Below are 18525 nucleotides of genomic sequence, written 5' to 3'. Positions count from 1 at the left end.
CGCCCCCTCAGCCTGTTCTTAGGTTGGTCATGGCCGATCCACCGACCGGCCGCGGAGGGGGTTCCAGTGGTCACCGTTCCGACCGCTTTGTCGTCGACCCGATCCGTCGCGCGACCGCGGCGGATCGCGCGGACGCGGCACGCGGCGGCTCTGCTCCCCCTGGCCGGCGCGACCGCCGCGGCCGGGATCGCGGTCCTGGCCCTCAGCCTCGGCTGGCTGACCGGGACGGTCCTCGGCGCGATCGTCGCCTGGCCGCTCCTGCTCGTGACCTTGACCGGGAAGGCGCCGGCGGCCGGGCCTCTCGGACGTCACCACCGGCACGCGCTGACCCGCGCGTTCGTCGTCGTCGCGGTCGCCCACTGGGTGACGGGACCGTGGGTCGAGGTCGACGCGACCGCCCTCCTGGTCACCGTCGCGGCGCTCGCCGCCATCACGCTCGTCGGCACCGCGCTCACGGAGATGGCGGGGCGACGGGCCGGCGTACGCCCCCGGGCCCTGGTCGTCGGCGACCTCCCCGACCTGCGGGTCGTGATGTCGCACGTGGCAGTCACCGCGGGGCGCGAGGTCGACGTCATCGGCGGATGCACGCCGGACGAGCTGGCCATGACCGTCGACCAGGTCCGGCCTGAGGTCGTCGTCGCCATCCCGAGCACCCAGCTGTCCGGCCGGGCGCTGCAGCGGCTGGCCTGGCAGCTCGAGCGCGGTCCCGACGGCCGCGAGCTGCCGCTGCTGCTGATGAGCGGCCTGGAGGACGTCTCCACCCGCCGCGCGAAGACGCTGAACCTCGGCGGCCTCGGTGTCACCCAGGTGGTGACGGCGCGGCAGACCGGCCCGTCCGGGGCGGCGAAGATCGTGTGGGAGCGCGCGGCGGCGGCGTTCGCGCTCGCGTTCCTCGCCCCGCTGCTGATGGGTCTGGCGATGCTGATCAGGCTCGACTCGCCGGGGCCCGCGCTCTTCCGGCAGACCCGGGTCGGGCGCGACGGCCGGCACTTCACGATGCTCAAGCTGCGCACGATGCGGACCGACGCGGAGGCGGTGCGCGACGAGCTCGCCTCCGAGGTCGACCAGGTGCTCTTCAAGGTGCGTCAGGACCCGCGGGTGACCCGGATCGGCCGCCTGCTGCGGCGCTACTCGCTCGACGAGCTGCCGCAGCTGCTCAACGTCGTGCGCGGCGACATGTCGCTGGTCGGCCCCCGCCCGGCGCTGCCGGCCGAGGTGGCGGCGTACGAGCACGACCCGCTGCGCCGACTCGCCGTCCGCCCCGGCCTGACGGGGCTGTGGCAGGTCTCCGGCCGCTCCGACCTGTCCTGGAGGGAGTCGGTCCGGCTCGACCTCGACTACGTCGACAACTGGTCCCTGCCGCGCGACCTCTCGATCGTCGGGCGCACGCTGCAGGCCGTGCTGGGGCACCGCGGGGCGTACTGACCCCTGCGACGGGCGCCGCGCTCAGCTGTTGAAGCGCTGCTGGGTCTTCTCGAGACCGTCCTCGACCAGCGACTCGACGGCGTCGGCAGCGGCGTCGACGCCGAACTGCAGCACCTTGCGCTCGGCGGCGGTGTAGTTGGTCAGCACGAAGTCGGCGACGTCCTGCCGCCCCGGTGGGCGGCCGATGCCGACCCTGACCCGGTAGAAGTCGCCGGTGCCGAAGCTCGCGCGCAGCGACTTCAGGCCGTTGTGGCCGTTGTCGCCTCCCCCGAGCTTCACCCGCATCGTGTCGAAGGGGATGTCGAGCTCGTCGTGGATGACGACGATGTGGTCGGGCTGCACCTTGTAGAAGGTCGCGAGCGCCTTGACCGGGCCGCCGGTCTCGTTCATGTACGTCCGCGGGCGGCCGAGGACGAGCCGAGGGCCGCCCATCCGCAGGCGGCCCTCGACGACGTCGGCGCGGCCGGTCTTGTGGGACTTCCAGGTCCCACCCAGCCGCCGGGCGAGCTCGTCGTTGACGAGGTACCCGATGTTGTGACGGTGCCCGGCGTACGCCGGCCCGGGGTTGCCCAGGCCGACGACCAGCCAGACCTCGTCAGATGTCACTACTGGTTCACTCGGCCTCGGTGGCCTCGGCCTCGGCCGCGGCCTCCTCAGCGGCCTCGGCGATCGCCGCGTCGGACTCCTCGTGGACGATGCCGGCCTCGGCCTCGGCGGCCTCGAGCTCGGCCTCGAGCTGGGCGGCGGTCTGCGCGGCGGCCACGTTGACGACCTGCGACTCCGGGTCGGCGACCAGGGTGACGCCCTCCGGGAGGGTGATCTCGCCGGCGGTGATGATCGTGCCGGCCTCGACGCCCTCGACCGAGACCTCGATCGACTCGGGCACGTGGGTGGCCTCGGCCTCGACCGTCAGGTCCGAGTTCTCGAGGGTCACGAGCGTGTCGGGGGCGGCGTCGCCCACGGTGACGACCGGGACGTCGACGGTGACCTTCTCGCCGACCTTCACGGCCACGAAGTCGATGTGCTCGATGACGCGGTGGATGTGGTCGACCTGGACCTGCTTGGTCAGGGCGAGCTGGGTCTTGCCGTCGATGGTGAGCTCGAGGAGGGCGTTCTGGCCGTGGTGCTTGAGCGCCATCATGGTCTCGTGGCCCGGCAGGGTCACGTGGGTCGCGTCGGAGCCGTGGCCGTAGATGACGGCGGGGATCTTGCTCTCGCGACGGATGCGACGGGCGGCGCCCTTGCCGAACTCGGTGCGGGTCTCGGCGGTGATCTTCTCGCTGGTCATGGTGTGCTCCTCAGTTGATCGAACATGTTCAGGTCGGCCACACCCGGCCGAGAGACTCCGACAAACACAGAACGCCGCGACCCGTCAGGGCACGCGGCGTGAGCCAGCCCTGTCGATCACGGAGTCCCTGTGTCAGTGGGGCTCCCTCGCCGAGGCAACTGGACGAGTCTAGGACCGGCCCCGGCCCGCACCGAAATCCTCACGCCGAGTCGGCGCTGGCTGCCCCTTGCCCGCCCCAACTATCACCGTGACAGTTGGGTCGGCGGCCCGAACTATCACCGTGACACTTCGAGGCAGCGGTGACACCTAGCAACTATCACCGAACGCCCCAACTATCACCGTGACAGTTTGGTCGCCCGGCCCCAACTATCACCGTAACAGTTTGGATCGCCGGCCCGAAGACGGCCCCACCGTCAGGCGCCGACTCGGCGTGAGGATCAGGCGTGCCCGTCGAACATGCTGGTGACGGAGCCGTCCTCGAAGACCTCGCGGATCGCACGGGCCAGCATCGGGGCGATCGACAGCGTGGTCAGCTTGTCGAACTGCTTCTCCTGGCCCACCGGCAGCGTGTTGGTGACGATCACCTCGACGGCAGGGCTGTTCTTGAGCCGGTCGACGGCCGGGTCGGAGAGGATCGCGTGGGTCGCGGCGAGGATGACGCCCGCGGCGCCGTGGGACATGATCGCCTCGGCGGCCTTCACGATCGTGCCGCCGGTGTCGATGATGTCGTCGGTCAGCACGCAGATCTTGCCGCTGACGTCACCGACGACGCGGTTGGCGACGGTCTCGTTGGGCCGGTTGATGTCCCGCGTCTTGTGGATGAACGCCAGCGGTACGCCGCCCAGCCGGGCCGACCAGCGCTCGGCGACCTTGATCCGGCCGGCGTCGGGCGAGACGACGGCGAGCTCCTGGTCGCCGTACTTGTCCTTGATGTAGTCGGCGAGGATCGGCAGCGCCATCAGGTGGTCGACCGGACCGTCGAAGTAGCCCTGCAGCTGGTCGGCGTGCAGGTCGACGCTGATGATCCGGTCGGCGCCGGCGGTCTTGAAGAGATCGGCGACGAGGCGGGCCGAGATCGGCTCGCGGCCGCGGTGCTTCTTGTCCTGGCGGCTGTAGCCCCAGAACGGCATCACGACGGTGATCCGCTTGGCCGAGGCGCGCTTGAGCGCATCGACCATGATCAGGTGCTCCATGATCCACTCGTTGATCGGAGCGGTGTGGCTCTGGATCACGAAGGCGTCCGAGCCGCGCACCGACTCCTCGTAGCGCACGTAGATCTCGGAGTTCGCGAACTCGTAGGCGCTGGTCGGGACGAGGTCGGTCCCGAGCAGGTCGGAGACCTCCGCCGCGAGCGCGGGATGGGCCCGACCGCTGAAGACCATCAGGTGCTTCTCGGTGGTCTTCTTCATTCCGGTCACAAGCCGCTCCTACCTCGAGGCGCCGATATCGGGCATCCTTCAGGATTCTGACGCACCGGCAGCCGACTCCCCAACTTCCGGGGAGTCGTTGTGAGACGCCTCATGTTCACCCGGCGTTCTCGCGCCGACAGCACCGCTCGCCGCCTCCGCGGCCGCCGCCTGCTTCGTGCCGGCTCGCCGCCGCTGGGCCCACCCCTCGATGAGGCGGAGCGGACCGGCGCTGACGGCGAGCGCGCCCGGCGGGACGTCCCCGCGTACGACGGTGCCACCGCCCGTCGAGGCGCCGTCGCCGATCGTCACGGGCGCGACGAACGTGTTGTTGGAGCCGGTCTTCGCGTGCTTGCCGACCCGCGTGCGGTGCTTGGCGACCCCGTCGTAGTTGGCAAAGATCGTCCCCGCCCCGATGTTGGTGCCCTCGCCGATCTCGGCGTCGCCGACGTAGGACAGGTGCGGCACCTTCGCCCCGTCGCCGATCCGCGCGTTCTTGGTCTCGACGAAGCCGCCGATCTTGCCTCCGGCGCCGAGGACCGTCCCCGGCCGCAGGTAGGAGAACGGGCCGACCTCGGCGCCGGCGCCGATGACGGCCAGCTCGGCGTGGGTGCGTACGACGTGGGCGCCGGCGCCCACCTCGCAGTCCTTCAGCGTCGAGTCGGGACCCACCACCGCGTCCTCGTCGACCTTCGTCGCGCCCAGCAGCTGCACGCCCGGCAGCAGCGTCACGTCGGCGGCGAGCTCGGCGTCGGCGTCGATCCACGTGGTCGCGGGATCTACGACGGTGACGCCGTCGCGCATCCAGCCCGTCACGATGCGTCGGTTGAGCTCCTTGCCGAGCGCCGCGAGCTGGGCGCGGTCGTTGGCGCCCTCGATCTCGAACGGGTCCTCGACCGGGCGGGCGCCGACGTGCCGGCCGCCCGCGCGTGCCAGGGCGATCGCGTCGGTCAGGTAGAACTCGCCCTTGGCGTTGTCGTTGCCGATCCTGCCGAGGGCGTCGGCGAGGAAGGTCGCGTCGAAGGCGAGGATCCCCGAGTTGATCTCGGTGATCGACCGCTGCTCGTCGGTGGCGTCCTTCTCCTCGACGATGGCCTCCACTCCCCCGTCGCCGCCACGGACGATCCGGCCGTAGCCGAACGGGTCGGACACGACGCCGCTCAGGATGGTGACGGCGTTGCCCGCGGCCGCGTGGTCGTCCAGCAGGGCGCGCAGGCTCTCCGCGCGCAGCAGCGGCGTGTCGCCGTACGCCACCAGGACCGTGCCGGTCACCTCGCCGACGGCCTCCACCGCCATCCGTACGGCGTGCGCCGTGCCGAGCTGCTCCGCCTGCACGGCGAGCAGTCCGTCGGGCAGCAGCCCGCTGACGTGCGGCTCGACCAGCTCGCGCTGGTGGCCGACGACGGTGACGACGCGTGTCGGGCCGAGAGCGCGCACGGCGGCCAGGACGTGCCCGACCATGCTCCGGCCCGCGACCTCGTGGAGGACCTTGGGCGTCTTCGACTTCATCCGGGTGCCGCCGCCGGCGGCGAGGACGACAACAGTCAGCTCTGTCACGGTGCCGAGCCTAGGACTCACACAAGGGAGCCGGGGTCGTCGGGGACGTCGACCCCCGCCGCGCCGAGCGCCTCGCGCGGGACCACCTCCAGCGCCCGCTGGTTCGTCGAGGCGAGGACGACGGGGGCGACGACCCCGTCGGCGTACGCCTGGAGCCACCGCGCCGCCACCACGCACCACCGGTCCCCGGGTCGCAGACCCGGGAAGGAGAACTCGGGTCGGGGCGTCGACAGGTCGTTGCCCACCGCCGCCTGGTGGTCCAGGAACTCCCGCGTCATCACCGCGCAGACGGCGTGCAGCCCGACGTCCTCGGGCCCGCACGAGCAGTCGCCGTCGCGGTGGAAGCCGGTCATCGGATCGGTGCCGCACGGCTCGAGCGGCCCGCCGAGCACGTTGAGGTCGGACATGGCTCCAGCCTGTCAGAAAGTTTCTCGTTCCGGTCGGTGCGATGTCGTATCCAGAGGGCCCTGTTCGTGGTCCTCAATGAGAGAACGCGGGCGTGTAACCGAGCAGCACCGAACAGGAGGCACCGCCATGTGGGACACCGTCCAGACCAACGAGACGCACCTGTCGCACGACCTGCCGTGCCCGCGCTGCGGCCACGCCGTGCACACCTACCTCGCCTGCAGCGACACCTGCGCCTGCGAGCCGACGAGCCTTCCGGGCGGCGCCTCGCTCGCGGCCTGACACCCGATTCAGCGCAGGTCGCCCAGCGCCTCGATGATCGGGCCCGGGTCGGGCGCGTCCTCGGGCGCCTCGAGCACGACCGTGTCGGCCCCTGCCGCGGCGACCACCGCGACGAGCTCGGCGATCCGGTTCGCGAGGTCACTCGGGCGCGTGTCGACCGGCGTGTACGCGACCACGCGGGCGCGGCCGGGACGGCCAGCCGCCGCGCGGGCCTCGTCGACGAGGTCGCGCGCGCGGCGTACGTCGTCCAGCGTCCCCTCGCCGTCCAGGATCACCCCGTCGGCGATCTCGCCGGCCAACCGCACCGTCTTCGGTCCCCGGCCGGCGAGCAGCAGCTCCGGCTGCTCGGGCGGCGGCCAGTCGAGCGTGACCCCGGCGAGCCGGACGTAGCGACCGTCGACGTCGACCGTCCGCCCGGCGAGCAGGTCACGGACCGCGGTCGCGTGCTCGCGCAGCAGCGTCATCGGCGAGTCGACACCGGCGCCGACCTGGCGCATCCAGTCCTGCACGCCGTGACCGAGCCCGAGCACGAACCGCCCGGGGAAGAGCCGGGCCAGCGTCGCCGCCTCCATGGCGGCGAGCGCCGGGTTGCGCAACGGGACCGGCAGCACGCCGACGGCGACCCTCAGCCTGGTCGACCAGGCCAGCGCAGCGACCGCGGAGGTCAGCCCGCCCTCGAGGAAGCAGTCCTCCCACAGCCAGAGCTCGTCGACAGCAGCCGCGTCGGCGGCTCCCACGACTGCCTGCAGCTCCTCCGGCGGCAGCTGCGGCCGGAAGGTGAGACCGATCGTCGGCTCCATGCGACCCATCGTCGCAGACAGACCCCGCGCGCGTCAGAGTCCGGCGAGCCGCTTCAGGGCGGTGAGCCCCTCGGGGGTGCCGGGCCAGTGCCGGTCGAGCGCGTCGACGCCGGCGACCCGGCTGATCGAGCGGAGAGTCAGCGCCACGATGACGACGTCGTCCGCGTAGCCGACGACCGGGATGAAGTCGGGCACGAGGTCGATCGGCATCGCGAGGTAGCCGATCAGCGCGAACACGCGCAGTCGCACGCCCCGGGGAAGGCTGCGGTCCTTGACCAGCCGGTGCAGCAGCCGGACCACGTCGGGGATGAGCCGGAGGATCTCGCGCACCCGCGGCGGGTCGTCGTACCGGCGCCCGGCGACGTACAGCACCGCGACCAGGGCGAGCCACACGCACAGCAGACCGGCGAGCACGGTGACCGCGACCTGCAACCAGGGGTTCACCCTGCCATCGTGCCAGCCCGGTCCGAGACGACCCCGATGGCAGCGACCGGGGCCGTGATCGGAGGGCTCGTCGTCGCGCGATGATCGAACAGTGGTGCGGTTGGGTACCTCGTGTCCAGGGAGGGCTGACGACCTGATGTCAGCCTGGACAGCAATGTCTTGGACAGAAGTGAGGTCTCATGGAAATCATCGGCGTCATCATCGCGGGCATCATCATCGGCCTGCTCGGCAAGTTCGTCGCACCGGGAGACAAGGACAACACGCCGCTCTGGCTGACGATCCTGTGCGGCATCGGCGGCGTGATCATCGGCTGGTTCATCTACAGCGCCTTCGGCGGCAACGGCAGCGCGGGCATCGACTGGACCCGCTGGATCGTGGCCATCATCTGCGCCGCGGTGCTCGTGGTCATCGCCTCCACCGTCACCGGTCGCAACTCCGGCAGCCGGGTCGGCCGACGCCTCTGACCCACAGCTCCACCGCACCGGCGTCGCCCGTACACCACGGGCGGCGCCGGTGCTGCGTCAACCTGCTCCCCGGGTAGGAGTCGAACCTACGTCGCTAGTCCTGATTCAAAGTCAGGCGGGCCCTGCCGGCAGACCAACCGGGGATTGCTTACCGGCCCGCCTGCGGGACTGGGTTCACAGTCCGGCAGACCAACCGGGGATTGCTTACCGGCCCGCCTGCGGGACTGGTTCACAGTCCGGCAGACCAACCGGGGATCGTGACAAGCGCGGCGGCGGCGTGCCGCCCACCCTCACGGATGGGGCCAGACCGCCCGCATGCGTGCCACGGCCGGGTCCGGCTGGTCGAACATATCGGTCCCCGGGCCGATCTCGACAAACTCGACCACACCGCCGTGCCGCTCGATCTCCTTGCGGAGCCAGTCGGGGTCGAAGCGGCGGGTGAGGCCGGTCGGCTCCGGCAGCGGCAGGTCGATGCCCGGCACCGTCGCCGAGAACTCCAGGAACAGCGACTGGCCGCGCCGCAGCACCGCACCGGCCAAACGCAGCAGGTTGTCCCGCGCCTGCTCGTCCAGGGAGCCGACCAGCCCACGCGCGTAGAGGTGGTGCGGGTCCCGGGCCAGCGGCGCGACGAGTGACATCACCCGGCGCGTCTCGTTGAGGACGAGCATCTCGATGCTGACCCGACCCTCGTCCCTCGCGTCGCGGAGCTGGCGGATGTGGCTGAGCGCGGTCAGCGAGAAGTCGGTCGCCAGCACGGGGTGCCCCTGGGCGGCGAGCCAGAACGCGTCGCGACCGGTGCCGGCGCCGACGTCGACCACCTTCGCGCCCTCGCCGAGCTGCGGCTCGACCCACCGCGCGAACGAGGACGGCCCGGTCGGCACGCGGTCGAGCATCGGCGCCTTGAAGACGTTCGACCAGGCCGGCACCTCGGTCCGGAAGCCGCGGAACCAGCCGTCGAGCCGACGGGTGCCGCGCGGGTCGTCCTGGTAGCGGAAGCCCGGGTCCGGCACGCGCCAGTTGGGGCCGTAGATGAACGAGAGCATCTCCTCGGGATGCTTCGGCGCGGGGAACTCCTCGCCCTCGAGCGTGACCGTCCCGAGAGGCAGGAGGTGCTCGCCGGCGTCGAAGCGCCCGTTGCGGTTGCCGAACTGGTAGAAAGTGCCGTCGATCGTGAACGCCGAGAAGATGTCGATGTGGGCCTCACGCCCGTCCGAGAGCGGCCAGAAGACCTTGATGTCGCCGCCCGACATCCGCAGCACGCGCCAGTCGAGCGAGCGCAGCGCCCGCTGGATCCGGTAGCTCTCGGCGATGATGTCCGCCGGCGCGGTGTGGCCGGTGTAGTAGCAGAGGTCGATGTCGGAGTCGTGCCCGAGCATCGTGCCCTGGCGGACGGCCCCGAGCAGCGCGCCGTAGCAGAGGTAGGCGTCGAGTCCGCACCGCTCCCGCAGCTCGCGCAGCACGGTGTGCGTCGCCTCGAGCAGCTCACGCTTGACGTCGTCAGCGGTCTCCTCGAAGGCATGGGTCAGGTGGCCGACCTTGTCGATCGAGTACGGCGCACCCTGCTCGTCGACGAACGCGACGCGTCCCCCACCGGCGCCGAAGGTGACCTCGTCGTCGTGGAGGACCAGGTCGTCGTCGTACGTCGCGACCCGCACGCGCGTCGTCCCGGACAGGAACGGCCGCATCGCGTGCGGCCACGGGATGCGGAAGACGTCGCCGTCGGTCGTGCCGTCGCGTCCGGGCGTGAAGGACCAGACGTACTGGGTGTCGAAGTGGACCAGCAGGGGGACGGCCGGCGCCTCGACGAGGACGAGCCCCTGCTCGCTGATCTCAGATCGAGCCACGCAACGCCGCCAGGAGCTCCTCGACCCTGGCGTGGTCCTTGTCCTGGACCGCGACCAGGACCTGCGCCAGCTGCTCGGTGAGCTCCTCGACCCTCCGCCGGAGGATGCGGTTGGCGGCGACCTCCTGCTCCAGCCGCGCCACGCGCTCGCCCAGGGTCTCGATGCCGGCCATCAGTGGTTCTCCTTCGGGTGTGGCCAGGTGATCCGCATACGACACACGGCCGGGTCGGGTGCGTCGAACATGTCGACGCCCTCGGCGGTCTCACGGTAGTCGATCCTGCCGCCGCTGGCGGCGACCTCCGCGGCCACCCTGTCAGGGTCGAGCCGGGCGACGAGGTGGCCGGGGTCCGGCGGCAGCGCTCCGGCGAGCGTCGCCGAGAACTCCAGGAACATCGAACCGCCCCGGCGCAGCGACATCGACCCGAGCTTGAACAGGTTGGCGCGGGCGGCCTCGTCGAGGCAGCCGAGCAGCTCGCGCGCGTACAGGTGGTGCGGGTCCCGGGCGAGCCGCGTGCCGAGGATCAGCACGCGGCGCAGCTCGTTGAACATGGTCTGGTCGGAGCGGACGCCGTCGATCCGGCGGGTGCGCGCGAAGGAGCGACGCGAGAAGTCGACGGCCCGTACGTCGTGTCCCTGCTCGGCGAACCAGCGCGTGTCACGGCCGGTGCCGGCGCCCAGGTCGGCGACCTTGTCGCCGGGGGCGAGCTGCTCCCCCACCCACCGGGCGAAGTCCGAAGGCTCCCGCTGGACCTGACCGGCGCGTTGGTCGTAGACGTCGTTCCAGAGCGGCAGGTCGTCGCGGAACCCGCGCAGCCACCCGTTGAGCCGGATGACGCCGAACGGGTTGTCGCGGTGCACGAACGACGGGTCGGGCACGCGCCAGTGCGGCCCGTAGACGAAGGACAGCATCGCCTCGGGGTGCTTCGGCGCCGGGAACTCGACGCCTTCCAACATGACCGTGCCGAGCGGCAGGAGGTGGGCCGCGGCGTCGAAGTCGCCGCTGCGGTTGCCGAGCTGGTAGAACGTGCCGCCGATCGTGAAGGCGCCGAAGATGTCGATGTGGCACTTGGCGCCGTTGGAGAGCTTCCGGACGACCTTGATGTCGGCGCCGGACATCCGCGTCACGGTCCAGCCCTGGGCCCGGACGATCCGCTCGATGCGGTAGCTCTCGAGGATGATGTCGACCGGCGTCGTCCGGTGGCTGTAGTAGCAGACGTCGACGTCGGAGTCGTGCCCGATCATCTTGCCGTTCCGCACGGCGCCGAGCAGGGCGCCGTAGCAGAGGTAGGCGTCGGCGTCGCACTGCTCGCGCAGCACGGTCAGCACCTCCAGGGTCGCCTGGAGCAGCTCCTGCTTGACCTCCTCCGGCGTCTCCAGGAAGGAGCGGCCGAGGTGGCCGACCTTGTCGACCGACAGCGGGACGCCCTCCTTGTCGACGACGGCGACGCGCTCGGTCGACGTGCCGAACTGATGCTCGGCGTCCCACCAGACGTGCTCGCCGTCGACGTCCTGCAGGCGGATCCGCACGACGCCGTCGAGGAAGCGCACGAGGTTGCCCGGCCACGGCACGAAGCTGCCGTCCGCCCGGGGCTGCCCGTCGCGCGCGGGCGTGAACGACCACAGGTAGCGGCCGTCGAAGTGGACCATCACCGGCTCGGACGGCGGCTCGGCGAGCCAGATGCCCTCCGCCGTGATCTCGGCCGTGATCTCTGTCGATGTCACCGACGGATCCTCGGTCAGATCGTCTTCCGGTACTGGGAGAGCACCTCGGCGACCCGCTCCTCGTCACGGTCCTGGATCGGCACGAGCAGCTCGGCGACGACGTCGGAGAGCTCGGCGATCTTGCGGTGCAGCTGGCGGTCGGCCTCGAGCTCCTGCTCGAGGCGCTGCACGCGGCCGCGGAGGCTGCGGTCGAACACGCCCGACGCGCGCACGCGGTCGCGCACCTTGCGTGCGACGTCCTTGGCCTTCTCGCCCTTGGCGCTCGCCATCAGACACTCTCCTTCTCGTCGGCCGACGTGTCGGCCTTGTCCGCGCGGGGCCCGGCGGGCCAGGTGACGCGCATCCGGGCCACGGCCGGGTCTGGATTATCGAACATGTCGACGCCCGGGGCGACCTCGAGGTGTGCGACACGCCCACCGCTGCGCTCGATCTCCGCCGTGAGTACGCCCGGGTCGACCCGGCGGACCAGCCCGCGTGGCTGCGGGTCGGACGCTCCGGGGTGCGGCACGGCGAACTCCAGCCACATCGACCGGCCGCCGCGCAGCACGGAGGCGCCGACGCGGAAGAGGTTCTCCCGCGCGGCGTCGTCGAGGCACCCCACCAGCTGCCGCGCGTAGATGTGGTGCGGCTCGCGGGAGAGCAGCGCGATGAGGTGGAAGACGTGCCGGGTCTCGTTGAGGATGACCTGGCGCGGCGACACGTTCGTCACGCCCAGGCGCTTCATGAGGGCCTGCACCTCGACCGCTGACCGGCGCGAGTAGTCGGAGGAGCGGACGGGGTGCCCCTGGGCGGCGAGCCAGACGCTGTCGCGCCCGTTGCCGGCGCCCAGGTCGAGGACCGCCTCGTCGGGGCCGATCCGCTCGTGCACCCACGCCGCGAAGTCGGAGCCGTCGGTGGGCACCTTCGAGGTGGCCTTCGCCGAGCCGCGCAGCAGCGGCGTCCAGCCGCTCATGCCCTGGCGGAAGCCGCGCAGCCAGCCGTCGAGCCGGACCATCGCGTGGCGGTCCTCGACCGGGTTGAAGGCCGGGTCGGGGACGCGCCAGGTCTCGCCGTACCAGTAGACGAGGAGCGCCTCAGGGTCGCGCGGCGCCGGGAAGTCGTAGCCGTCGAGCGTCACGCTCCCGAGCGGCAGGAGGGCGTCGAGGTCGAGGCGCCCGCTGCGGTTGCCCAGCACGTAGAAGACGTCGTCGACGACGAACGACGAGAAGATGTCGATGTGGACGCGGCGGCCGTCGCTCAGCGGCCAGATGACCTTGAGGTCGCCCCCGGACATCCGCAGGACGTCCCAGCCCAGCCCCTTCAGCTCGCGCTCGATGCGGAAGGTCTCGAGGATGATGTCGGCCGGGACGGTGTGGCGGCTGAAGTAGCAGACGTCGGTGTCGGAGTCGTGCGCGATCATGCCGCCCTCGCGAACGGCGCCGAGCAGGGCGCCGTACCCCAGGTAGGCCTCGACGCCGCAGCGTTCGGCCAGCTCGCGGATGACGACCTGCGTGCCCTCGAGGATCTCCCGCTTGACCTCGTCGGAGGTCGACTCGAAGGAGCGGGTGAGGTGGCCCATCTTGTCGACGGCGTACGGGTGGCCGGCCCGGTCGACGAAGCGGACCCGCTCCTGCCCGGACCCGAACCGGTGCTCCTCGTCGCCGTACACCTCGGAGCCGTCGAGGTTGGCCAGACGCACCCGCGTCGAGCCGTCGAGGAAGGGCCGCAGGACGTCCGGCCAGGCGATCGAGGTGCCGCCGTTGCGCTGCACCCCGTCGGCGCCCGGTGTGAACGACCAGATGTGCTGGTCGTCGAAGTGGACCAGGACGGCGGGGCTGTCGGCGCCCAAGCCCTTGACGAAGAGCCCGGCGTCGTTGATGGCCACCCGGCCGACCGTCGCGCGCGTCGGCACAGCCGGCCCGCTCATGCCGCCGTCACGACGCGGCTTCCCCGCCGCGGGCGAGGTGCTTGCGCAGCGCGGTGCTGGAGGTCTGGATGGAGTACGGGAAGTACACGACCTCGACGCCGACCTCGGCCATCTGCTTCTCGAGGCGGTCGCCCTTCGGCATGCCCTTCCAGTCGTCGCCCTTGAACAGGCGGTGGAAGCCGACGTCGCGCCAGGAGTCGCGCTTGTCCAGGGTCACCTCGACGTACGTCGCGTCGACGATGCCGATCGCGTCGACGATGGCGACACGCTCCTCGAGCGGGACGGTCGGCCGGATGCCCTTGCCGAGCTCGCACATCTCGTCGGAGACGACGCCGGCGACGAGCACGTCACACCTGCTGCGAGCCTGCCGGAGCATGTTGAGGTGCCCGACGTGGAAGAGGTCGAAGACGCCCGGGACGTACCCGACGATCTCGCTCATGCAACGTTCCTGTCTTCCTGCGTTTGCCTGCCAGCCTAGGTGAGGTCACCTGCGGCGGCCGAATCACCCGCCGCCGTCGCGCGCGCCGCTCAACTAGGCTCGGGCCGTGGATCTTCCGGTCATGCCCCCGGTCCTGCCGATGCTAGCCAAGTCGGTCGCGTCGGTCCCGACGACCGGCGGACACAGCTTCGAGCCGAAGTGGGACGGCTTCAGGTGCCTGGTCTTCCGCGACGGGGACGAGGTCGAGCTCGCGTCGCGCAACACCAAGCCGCTGACGCGCTACTTCCCCGAGGTCGTCGCCGCCGTCAAGGAGCAGCTGCCCGAGCGGTGCGTCCTCGACGGCGAGCTGTTCGTGGCGTCGGGCGACCGGCTCGAGTTCGAGGTGCTCCAGGAGCGCATCCACCCGGCCGCCTCGCGCATCAAGCTGCTCGCCGAGAGCACGCCCGCGTCGTACGTCGCCTTCGACCTGCTCGCGCTCGGCGACGAGTCGTACGTCGACCGCCCGTTCAGCGAGCGGCGCGCAGCCCTCGAGGCGGCGCTGGCGGACCTCCCGGCCGCCGGACCGTGCCACCTGACCCGGACCACGACCGATCCCGCGGAGGCGGAGCAGTGGTTCCGCCAGTTCGAGGGTGCCGGGCTCGACGGGGTGGTCGCCAAGCCGCTGGCCGCGGCGTACGCGCCGAACCAGCGCACCATGCTCAAGATCAAGCACGCGCGTACCGCCGACGTGGTCGTCGCCGGCTACCGGCTGCACAAGAACTCCACCGACGACCAGCCGCTGCTCGGCAGCCTGCTGCTCGGGCTCTACCAGGACGGGCAGCTCCAGCACATCGGGGTCTCGGCCTCCTTCACCGCGAAGCGGCGCGCCGAGCTCGTCGAGGAGCTGCGACCCCTCGAGGTGCCGCTGGAGGAGCATCCGTGGGGGCGGTGGGCCGAGTTCCTGACCGCGAACCCCGACCGGGTGCCCGGCACCCAGTCGCGCTGGTCCCAGGGCAAGGACCTCTCCTTCGTCCCGCTGCGGCCCGAGCGCGTCCTCGAGGTCGGCTACGACCACATGGAGGGACGGCGGCTGCGGCACACCGCCCAGTTCAAGCGCTGGCGCCCCGACCGCGACCCGGAGTCGTGCGGCTACGACCAGCTCGAGGAGCCCGTGTCCTACGACCTCGGAGAAGTGCTGAACGGCTAGTCAGTGGTCTCCGCGACCGCGGGAACGGCTAGCCTTGCAGACATGAGTTACGACGTCGTGCTTCTCGTCGAGCAGGCGCTCTCCTCAGCGGACGCCGTTCAGGTGCGGTCGCTGCACGAGGGTCTCGACGAGCCCGTGGCCTATCACGTGATCCTCCCGATGGAGGACGCAGCCGCGAGGATCGAGGCCTCGCTCGGCACGCTGAACGGCGGGGAGATCCTGGGGACGCCGTCGCTGCTCGTCAACGAGGTCGATCTCGACGCCGTACGCAAGGACTGCCTCGACCGTGCCACCGCGGAGCTCTCCGACACGCTCGGCGCGCTGCGCACCGCCGGGGCGACCGCCGAGGGCCAGGTCGTGGACGCCTCCCCCATCGAGGCGCTCAAGGCCAAGGTCGCGGAGGTCGACGGCCGCGAGGCGATCATCCTCACCCGCCCGCACGTCGTCGCGGAGTTCTTCCACGTCGACTGGTCGTCGCAGGCGCGGCGCAAGATCGGCGTCCCCGTGCTGCACCTGCTGGAGCACGAGACCTTCGACGAGCAGGCCGGCGAGGGCGAAGGCATCACCGGCCTCTGAGCGGCGTACGCGCAGGTCATCGCCCAGGTCGTCGCCCAGGTCGTCGAGCCGCGGTTGTCGATCTGTTACCGATCGCTGGCGGCTGCGTGGACCTGACTTGGCAGGCCGCTCTTTACTCTTGGCGTGTCGGGAGTGTCCGGGGGGACTGCCCGACACGGCCGAGTCGCCGTCGCCTCCACGGAGGATGCGCGGCAGAGCCGTCGAAGCACCAGGGGGTCCGCTCCTGAAGCGGCAACCGCGTCAGGGGCGCGGACGGCGCGGTGCCTCGTGGAGGGCCCGCTGGCAATCGGGGGATGGCCGGCGGGCTCTCGACTATTTCAGCCCTCGACCTCAGCCCTGGACCTCAGCCCTCGACGCGGTTGCCGTCCTCGTCCCAGTGGGCCGCGACCTTCTTGCTCGGCTGCACCCGCGGCGGCTCCCCCGGCATCTTGGGGTAGTCCGGCGGGAAGCTCTGCTCGACGCCGTCCCACAGGGCGATCAGCGGGTCGAGGTCGTGCGCCCGGTCGTCGATGCCCGCCCACGGGTCCGCGTCCGTCATCCGGTCCGGCACGGTGAAGAGGTTGAGCTCGCGCGGGTCCTTCAGCTCGGCCAGCTCCGCCCACGTGAGCGGGGTGGAGACGGGCGCGCCCGGGCGCGGTCGCAGGGAGTACGCGGACGCGATCGTGCGGTCGCGGTTGTTCTGGTTGAAGTCGACGAAGATCCTCTCGCCACGCTCCTCCTTCCACCAGTTGACCGTGACCCCCTCGTCGCGCCGTGCGAGCTCCTGGCCGAAGCCGATCGCGGCGTGCCGGACGTCCTCGAACGGCCGCTCCGGCTTGATCCGGACGTAGATGTGGACACCGCGGTTGCCGCTGGTCTTCGGGTAGCCGGCGATGCCGAGCTCGTCGAGCAGCTCCTTCGCGACGCCTGCGACGCGGACGGCGTCGGCGAACGTGGTGCCCGGCTGCGGGTCGAGGTCGATGCGCAGCTCGTCGGGGTGGTCGACGTCGGGACGTCGTACCGGCCAGGGGTGGAAGGTGAGGGCGCCCATCTGGGCGCACCACACCGGCACGGCGGGCTCCGTCGGGCAGATCTCGTCGGCCCTGCGACCGCTCGGGAAGGCGACCTGGACCGTCTCGAGGTAGTCGGGGGCGCCCTTCGGGGCGCGCTTCTGGTAGAAGCCGTCGCCTTCGCGGTCGGTCGGACCGGTGGCGAGCCGCATCCCCTCCCGCCACCCATCGGGCCAGCGCTCGAGCGCGACCGGCCGCTCCCCGATCGCGCGCATCAGCCGGTCGCCCACGTCCGCGAAGAACTGCGCGACCATCAGCTTGGTGACCTCCGGCGTCCGGTCGGTGGCCTCGTAGACCACCCGGTCGGGGCTCGAGATGCGCACCGCGCGGCCGCCCGCCTGCACCTCCGCGGAGGGTGTCTTCGCCATGGCCCTCAACCTATCGGGGACGTCGTACGAGGTGGCAGTGTCAGCAGCCGGGGCGTATGACGCTCCGCGTAGACTCGAGCCGTGGCCTACAACGTCGACAAGAGTGACGCCGAGTGGCGTGAGCAGCTCAGCCCCGAGGAGTTCCAGGTGCTGCGAGAAGCAGGCACCGAACGGGCGTTCACGGGTGAGTACACCGACACCGAGACGAAGGGCGTCTACCGCTGCAAGGCGTGCCAGGCGAAGCTCTTCGAGTCCGACACCAAGTTCCACTCCGGCTGCGGGTGGCCGTCGTTCTACCAGCCGCTGACCGACACGGTCGAGTACCTCGAGGACGACTCCCACGGCATGAAGCGGGTGGAGGTGCGCTGCGCCAACTGCGGATCACACCTCGGCCACGTCTTCCCCGACGGGTACGGCACCCCGACCGGCGACCGCTACTGCATCAACTCGATCAGCATCTCGCTCGAGCCCGCCGACAACGCCTGACCCCACCCGCCGAGAGGTCAATCCAAACGGCTCGAGACGTCAATCCGTAGGGAAGACCGCCGGGAGTACCGGCGGTCTTCCCTACGGATTGACGTCTCGAGCCGTTTGGATTGACCTCTCGGCGTCTTCAGTCAGGGGAGCTGGTCGAGCAGCTCCGCGACGTCGACGCGGCGGCCGGTGTAGAAGGGCACCTCCTCGCGCACGTGGCGGCGCGTCTCGGAGCCGCGCAGGTGCCGCATCAGGTCGACGATGCGCGAGAGGTCGTCGGCCTCGAACGCGAGGATCCACTCGTAGTCGCCGAGCGCGAACGACGGCACCGTGTTGGCGCGCACGTCCGGGTAGTCGCGGGCCATCTGGCCGTGCTCGGCGAGCAGCCGGCGACGCTCGGTGTCCTCGAGGAGATACCACTCGTAGGACCGGATGAACGGGTAGACCGCGACGTAGGAGTGCGCGCGCTCCTCGGCGAGGAACGCCGGGAGGTGGCTGCGGTTGAACTCGGCCGGGCGGTGCAGCGCCATCTGCGACCAGACCGGCACCAGGCGCGTGCCGAAGCGGGTGCGACGCAGCCGGTGGTACGCCGCCTGCAGCTGGTCGGACGAGCTCGCGTGCCACCAGACCATCACGTCGGCGTCCGCACGCAGGCCGGCGACGTCGTACACCCCTCGCACCACGACGTCCTCGGCGGCCAGCTCGGCGAGCAGCTCCTCGACCTCCACCGTCTCCCGCTTGCGGTCGGCGTCCTCGCCGAAGCGGTCCTCGAGACGGAAGACCGACCACATCGTGTAGCGGAGCGTCTCGTTCAGCTCGTTGATCCGCGCGGCGTTCGACTGGATGTGTGCCTGGGGGTCGGTCTCGGTCATGCCACCATTATTCGACGC

General features: G+C 71.1%; 21 protein-coding genes and 1 tRNA gene. 6 read left to right on the top strand and 16 right to left on the bottom strand.

All coding sequences use genetic code 11. From position 1 onward, the window contains the following. Window positions 1-66: 66 nt before the first annotated feature. Window positions 67-1425: an exopolysaccharide biosynthesis polyprenyl glycosylphosphotransferase gene (locus ABD205_RS16235; protein WP_344046522.1), complete on the top strand. Its 1359-nt coding sequence runs from the start codon at window positions 67-69 to the stop codon at window positions 1423-1425. Window positions 1426-1446: 21 nt separating this feature from the next. Here the strand turns inward: ABD205_RS16235 and pth are convergent, their stop codons facing one another. The 5 genes from pth to ABD205_RS16210 form a co-directional block, all read right to left on the bottom strand. Next, window positions 1447-2031, bottom strand: coding sequence for an aminoacyl-tRNA hydrolase (gene pth, locus ABD205_RS16230; protein ID WP_344046520.1), 585 nt, complete (start codon window positions 2029-2031; stop codon window positions 1447-1449). Window positions 2032-2038: 7 nt separating this feature from the next. Then, window positions 2039-2713: a 50S ribosomal protein L25/general stress protein Ctc gene (locus ABD205_RS16225; protein WP_344046519.1), complete on the bottom strand. Its 675-nt coding sequence runs from the start codon at window positions 2711-2713 to the stop codon at window positions 2039-2041. 437 nt (window positions 2714-3150) lie between these two features. Next, on the bottom strand, window positions 3151-4122 hold the full coding sequence (locus ABD205_RS16220; protein WP_344047533.1) for a ribose-phosphate diphosphokinase: 972 nt from the start codon (window positions 4120-4122) through the stop codon (window positions 3151-3153). 48 nt (window positions 4123-4170) lie between these two features. Continuing rightward, window positions 4171-5676 carry a bifunctional UDP-N-acetylglucosamine diphosphorylase/glucosamine-1-phosphate N-acetyltransferase GlmU gene (gene glmU / locus ABD205_RS16215; protein WP_344046518.1) on the bottom strand — a complete coding sequence of 502 codons (1506 nt, stop codon included), beginning with the start codon at window positions 5674-5676 and terminating at the stop codon, window positions 4171-4173. A gap of 17 nt (window positions 5677-5693) precedes the next feature. Further along, window positions 5694-6083: a DUF2237 family protein gene (locus ABD205_RS16210; protein WP_344046517.1), complete on the bottom strand. Its 390-nt coding sequence runs from the start codon at window positions 6081-6083 to the stop codon at window positions 5694-5696. Window positions 6084-6210: 127 nt separating this feature from the next. Between ABD205_RS16210 and ABD205_RS16205 the strand changes: the two genes are divergently transcribed. Beyond that, window positions 6211-6363: a hypothetical protein gene (locus tag ABD205_RS16205; RefSeq protein ID WP_344046515.1), complete on the top strand. Its 153-nt coding sequence runs from the start codon at window positions 6211-6213 to the stop codon at window positions 6361-6363. Between the two features lie 8 nt (window positions 6364-6371). On the opposite strand, the gene ABD205_RS16200 is transcribed toward ABD205_RS16205, so the two are convergent. Continuing rightward, entirely contained in the window at window positions 6372-7163 is a 792-nt protein-coding gene (locus ABD205_RS16200) for an LLM class flavin-dependent oxidoreductase (RefSeq protein ID WP_344046513.1), read from the bottom strand. 33 nt (window positions 7164-7196) lie between these two features. After that, window positions 7197-7607: a YkvA family protein gene (locus ABD205_RS16195; RefSeq protein ID WP_344046511.1), complete on the bottom strand. Its 411-nt coding sequence runs from the start codon at window positions 7605-7607 to the stop codon at window positions 7197-7199. A 179-nt stretch (window positions 7608-7786) separates the two neighbouring features. Here ABD205_RS16195 and ABD205_RS16190 point away from each other — a divergent pair, with 179 nt between their 5' ends. Further along, window positions 7787-8071: a GlsB/YeaQ/YmgE family stress response membrane protein gene (locus ABD205_RS16190; protein WP_344046509.1), complete on the top strand. Its 285-nt coding sequence runs from the start codon at window positions 7787-7789 to the stop codon at window positions 8069-8071. A 65-nt stretch (window positions 8072-8136) separates the two neighbouring features. Here the strand turns inward: ABD205_RS16190 and ABD205_RS16185 are convergent. The 7 genes from ABD205_RS16185 to ABD205_RS16155 form a co-directional block, all read right to left on the bottom strand. Then, window positions 8137-8215 (bottom strand) — tRNA-Gln (locus ABD205_RS16185). Window positions 8216-8361: 146 nt separating this feature from the next. Further along, window positions 8362-9915, bottom strand: coding sequence for a class I SAM-dependent methyltransferase (locus tag ABD205_RS16180; RefSeq protein WP_344046507.1), 1554 nt, complete (start codon window positions 9913-9915; stop codon window positions 8362-8364). After that, window positions 9902-10087, bottom strand: coding sequence for a DUF6752 domain-containing protein (locus ABD205_RS16175; RefSeq protein WP_344046505.1), 186 nt, complete (start codon window positions 10085-10087; stop codon window positions 9902-9904). Before ABD205_RS16175 ends, ABD205_RS16180 begins: the two co-directional genes overlap by 14 nt. Next, window positions 10087-11637 carry a class I SAM-dependent methyltransferase gene (locus ABD205_RS16170; protein WP_344046503.1) on the bottom strand — a complete coding sequence of 517 codons (1551 nt, stop codon included), beginning with the start codon at window positions 11635-11637 and terminating at the stop codon, window positions 10087-10089. Before ABD205_RS16170 ends, ABD205_RS16175 begins: the two co-directional genes overlap by 1 nt. A 14-nt stretch (window positions 11638-11651) precedes the next feature. Continuing rightward, window positions 11652-11906 carry a DUF6752 domain-containing protein gene (locus tag ABD205_RS16165; protein ID WP_344046501.1) on the bottom strand — a complete coding sequence of 85 codons (255 nt, stop codon included), beginning with the start codon at window positions 11904-11906 and terminating at the stop codon, window positions 11652-11654. Continuing rightward, on the bottom strand, window positions 11906-13543 hold the full coding sequence (locus ABD205_RS16160; RefSeq protein ID WP_344046499.1) for a class I SAM-dependent methyltransferase: 1638 nt from the start codon (window positions 13541-13543) through the stop codon (window positions 11906-11908). The genes ABD205_RS16165 and ABD205_RS16160 overlap by 1 nt, the downstream gene beginning before the upstream one ends. Window positions 13544-13550: 7 nt before the next feature. Continuing rightward, window positions 13551-13982: an FAD synthase family protein gene (locus ABD205_RS16155; protein ID WP_344046497.1), complete on the bottom strand. Its 432-nt coding sequence runs from the start codon at window positions 13980-13982 to the stop codon at window positions 13551-13553. A gap of 106 nt (window positions 13983-14088) precedes the next feature. Here ABD205_RS16155 and ABD205_RS16150 point away from each other — a divergent pair, with 106 nt between their 5' ends. Continuing rightward, entirely contained in the window at window positions 14089-15168 is a 1080-nt protein-coding gene (locus ABD205_RS16150) for an ATP-dependent DNA ligase (RefSeq protein ID WP_344046495.1), read from the top strand. Between the two features lie 42 nt (window positions 15169-15210). After that, window positions 15211-15744 carry a hypothetical protein gene (locus tag ABD205_RS16145; protein ID WP_344046493.1) on the top strand — a complete coding sequence of 178 codons (534 nt, stop codon included), beginning with the start codon at window positions 15211-15213 and terminating at the stop codon, window positions 15742-15744. 343 nt (window positions 15745-16087) lie between these two features. Here ABD205_RS16145 and ABD205_RS16140 read toward each other — a convergent pair whose 3' ends face one another. Continuing rightward, complete coding sequence (locus ABD205_RS16140) at window positions 16088-17161, bottom strand: DNA polymerase domain-containing protein (protein WP_344046491.1); 1074 nt, start codon at window positions 17159-17161, stop codon at window positions 16088-16090. Between the two features lie 81 nt (window positions 17162-17242). Between ABD205_RS16140 and msrB the strand changes: the two genes are divergently transcribed. Beyond that, complete coding sequence (gene msrB / locus ABD205_RS16135; RefSeq protein ID WP_344046489.1) at window positions 17243-17647, top strand: peptide-methionine (R)-S-oxide reductase MsrB; 405 nt, start codon at window positions 17243-17245, stop codon at window positions 17645-17647. A gap of 131 nt (window positions 17648-17778) precedes the next feature. Here the strand turns inward: msrB and hemQ are convergent, their stop codons facing one another. Next, window positions 17779-18507 (bottom strand): hydrogen peroxide-dependent heme synthase, encoded by a 729-nt coding sequence (gene hemQ, locus ABD205_RS16130; RefSeq protein ID WP_344046487.1) that lies wholly within the window; start codon window positions 18505-18507, stop codon window positions 17779-17781. Window positions 18508-18525 lie beyond the last annotated feature (18 nt).

This window comes from Nocardioides panacihumi (assembly GCF_039530925.1).
Classification (GTDB): Bacteria; Actinomycetota; Actinomycetes; order Propionibacteriales; family Nocardioidaceae; genus Nocardioides; species Nocardioides panacihumi.
This window is presented reverse-complemented; position numbering and strand designations above follow the sequence as displayed.